A 3689-nucleotide genomic window follows, 5' to 3' on the forward strand; every position below is an offset into this window, starting at 1 on the left:
CCAGGCGATGAAAATCAGCATTGCTTGGCAAAAAGGATGGAACGCATTGGCTGGAATGATCTGCAGTAAATAAGCCTGCGTATCAATGTCATATAGGCTATCTAAAAACTACTGGTAAGCGATAATGAGACTTCACATGACGACTAAAAAGGCCGTGTCAATGAATGACTCTACCGCCGCAAATGATGCGCCCGATTGGGGGGCGCTGCTGGCACGTGTAGCCGAGAATGATGATAAAGCGGCATTCCGCGCGATATACCAACACTTTGCTCCGCGCATCAAGGCCTACGCAATTAATCAAGGCTTTAGCCAACACGCCGAAGTGTTAGTGCAAGAAGTAATGACGAGCGTGTGGCGCAATGCGGATAAATATTCCGAATCACTCGCGTCTGTATCGACCTGGATTTTTACGATTACGCGCAACCAGCGCATCGATATTTTGCGCAAGCTAAATCGCACCCGCGCCGAAATTGTGATTGAGACAGAGGACCTGTGGCAAATTCCCACAGAAGACACCACCATCTGCTCGATCCAGAATTTATCGACCGAGAAATTTGTAAAAGCCGCCATCGATAAATTGCCCGAAGAGCAAATGATCGCCCTGCGCAAAGTTTACTACGAAGGTAAAACCCACGAGGAAGTGGCAGAGGAGTTGAACATTCCTTTGGGTACGGTGAAGGGGCGCTTGCGTCTTTCGCTGCAAAAATTACGTGTTATGTTTGAGGCTAAAGAAATATGAGTGCCTATCATCCTGATGATATGACCTTAATGAATTACGCAGCGGGAAGCTGCAGTATTCCGGAATCACTCGCGGTAGCTATGCATTTGTGTTTTTGTCACGACTGCCGCCAGCATGTGAAAAACTTAAATCATTTAGGTGGCGCGCTACTGGAAACCATCAAGCCAGCCAGCACCGATGATGATGCATTTGAAACCCTGATGTCATCACTGGAACCGCATGACCACAGCGCACCCGTAAAAGTGAAAATGGAACCAACGCCGAGCGATAAGGTGATTCAGCATTTCACCAATCCGTTATTGCGCTACTTGCCCACATCGCTAGCGGATTTACCCTGGCAACGCCAAACGAAAGAAATCAGCAAGTTCGATTTGACCTCGCTGGTCAATGTGAAAGGCTTTCAGGTTGCACTGCAAAAAATCAGTGCCGGTGCAAAAGTCCCCAAGCATACGCACAAAGGTTTTGAGTACACAGTTATTCTGAGCGGTGGATACTCTGACGAGTTGGGCGTGTATCACGAAGGTGATTTCATCGCGCGTGATGCAAGCCACAAACACAGCCCGACTGCACTGCAAAATGAAGATTGTATTTGTTTGACAGTGTTAAATGCACCGCTGAAATTTACCGGTTGGTACCGCGTATTAAATCCGTTTATGGCGTGGAATTAAATCGCATAACCCCATGCAATCCCCGCAAAACTGCGGGGGTTTTTTTGTTCGTAGATTGATTCCCTGACCCTAAGTGCCCCTCAAGCGAAAGCGCTTCCCGATCATGTCAAACAACAATTATCCCCCTATGCCCTGTAGCGGACAGACAAGGAAAAAACCATCCAGTAGACTTTGACACCAAGACTTGTGGTGCCCTATTCCACTGACCACGAGCCTCTTTTGTTACAGGACGCTCGATGCCAAGCCTCACTACCACCCCCGTGGTTAATCGCCTTATTGAAAGTTTATCGCATGAGGCGCGCCAACAAATTCTGCACAGCTGCGAACAAGTAGAACTAAGCTCCGGCACAGTGCTGTGCGAACCCGACCAACCGTTTCGCTACGTTTATTTTCCACTGACCAGCTTTATTACTCTGGTTACTACCCTGCGCGATCATCAACCGTTGGAAATGGGTTTGATCGGCAACGAAGGCATGCTCGGTGCAACTGTCGCCCTCGGCATAAACAGCGCGCCCATGCGCGCGATGGTACAAGGATCAGGCACAGCGTTACGCATGACCGCAGAACAATTGCAGCAAGATTTACAAAACAATGCCGCACTCACCAGCACCTTTAATCGCTACTTGTATGTGTTGATGGCACAACTCGCACAAACCGCCGCCTGCGCACACTTTCACGCAATCGAACCGCGCCTTGCGCGCTGGCTATTAATGACACACGACCGCGCCCACGCCGATTATTTTCATCTCACGCAAGAATTTCTCGCCAACATGCTCGGCGTCCGCCGCAGCGGAATTACTGTCGCCGCTGGTGCATTACAAGAGCGAAAATTAATTCAATATACGCGCGGGAAAATCAGCATTCTGGATCGCACAGGATTGGAAGCGGTTGCTTGTGAATGTTATGAAGCGGTGACCAAGGATTATGCGCGGCTGTTTGAGTAATTTATTTTCCAGCCAGTACGCATAACTAATAATCCCCGCGAGCGCGGGGATTATTTGAGCATCCACATGATTATAAAGATTATCACGTCAGTTTAGCTGTATATGATTTTCTATCTTGCCATTACAATATTTTAAATTTCTTGATAACTATTAGTCTTCATCGAATAGCAAATCAACTTCACCATTACCATCGATGGCGAAATACCCGTTAGCATAAAAATAATAAGACGCATAAAGAGCAGGGTAAAAAATCCCTCTATCTACGTTGGAGGACGTAAATTCCTGAAATTTACTCAAGTCATTGCGAGACTCATCTTCCGACAAAAAAAATAATAAACTTATTAGTGTTTCTATTTGATGCAATCTAATCGCACCGTCGGGCGGAGAAAGCCTCAAACTGACGCCGGGTTGAATTTTTTCAACAAAAACTCTGCGATACAAACGACTGTCGAGCTTGCACAAAATTTCTGGGTTTTTGTATGCCTGTTTTAGCGAATCAATCATTTTTGAGTAGCTTCCATTAAACTCAAAACCCGTAATATCTTTGAGCGATACGTCTTTAAAAAATTCTTTGACAACCATAAGTGCTAGGAAGGTTTCTTTTTTAACATCATCTTGAACGTTGTCATCTTTAAAATCAGAGCACAGAACAGACAAATAACTATTTAATACATTTACCGTGTTAGGCGTCAATGTAAACACTCTATCGCTAACATAATTAATCAACCTAATCGAATAACTGCTAGCTCTTTTTACTGCATCATCTTTTTGCTTTTCACTCTGCTGCTCACGAAAAGTCCATATTGCCCAAGCAAAAACCCCAACTGTAGCAATGTGTGCGAGCGGCTCAACAATATCACTTACTAGCTTAAATGCATTTTTTTCTTCCAACTCAAAAAGTACAAGAGCAAACTTAGCAATCGAAAAGTAAATCAATACCCCAAGGAAAATTGTATAAAAAAACAATGAAATGAAAGCAATTTTTTCAAACCTTCGGTTTCCTTTTTGTCCATATAGCTCTCCAAATAAACCCTCAAAAAAGACGATTAAATCTATCAATATCAGTCTTTTATGCCCACCATTCATTACACTGTATTCAATCGCCCCAACTCATGCAGCGCAGCTTGCGCTAAAAAACCAGAACGGCTTTTGTAAATGGGTTGGCGTGCGACTGTGGCGTCGATTCGCTTAATCAATACATCCGGCAAGGTTACATTGACTTTTTGGCTTTTGCCCAAATAGGGGGTTATATCAACTTCCACTAAGGCCCACACCCAGCCCGAGTAATCTTGATTATTTAAATGTGATTGCACATCACTTGCCTGCGGAATATCCAAG

Annotated in this window: 5 protein-coding genes; 3 read left to right on the forward strand and 2 right to left on the reverse strand. The window is 44.9% G+C overall.

The features are described from left to right. Positions 1–136 precede the first annotated feature (136 nt). The 3 genes from ACWA6V_RS18970 (at position 137) to ACWA6V_RS18980 (ending at position 2351) form a co-directional block, all read left to right on the forward strand. Positions 137–739, forward strand: coding sequence for a sigma-70 family RNA polymerase sigma factor (locus ACWA6V_RS18970; RefSeq protein ID WP_310067430.1), 603 nt, complete (start codon positions 137–139; stop codon positions 737–739). Further along, on the forward strand, positions 736–1407 hold the full coding sequence (locus tag ACWA6V_RS18975) for a ChrR family anti-sigma-E factor (protein ID WP_449523962.1): 672 nt from the start codon (positions 736–738) through the stop codon (positions 1405–1407). The genes ACWA6V_RS18970 and ACWA6V_RS18975 overlap by 4 nt, the downstream gene beginning before the upstream one ends. Positions 1408–1643: 236 nt before the next feature. Next, the gene (locus ACWA6V_RS18980) at positions 1644–2351 is read left to right on the forward strand and encodes a Crp/Fnr family transcriptional regulator (RefSeq protein WP_449523963.1); all 708 of its coding nucleotides are present in this window, start codon (positions 1644–1646) and stop codon (positions 2349–2351) included. A gap of 150 nt (positions 2352–2501) precedes the next feature. Here the strand turns inward: ACWA6V_RS18980 and ACWA6V_RS18985 are convergent, their stop codons facing one another. Then, the gene (locus ACWA6V_RS18985) at positions 2502–3410 is read right to left on the reverse strand and encodes a hypothetical protein (RefSeq protein ID WP_449523964.1); all 909 of its coding nucleotides are present in this window, start codon (positions 3408–3410) and stop codon (positions 2502–2504) included. 26 nt (positions 3411–3436) lie between these two features. Beyond that, on the reverse strand, positions 3437–3689 hold a 253-nt coding region (locus tag ACWA6V_RS18990; RefSeq protein WP_449523965.1), incomplete at its 5' end, for a type II toxin-antitoxin system HicB family antitoxin.

The organism is Cellvibrio sp. (genome assembly GCF_053579595.1).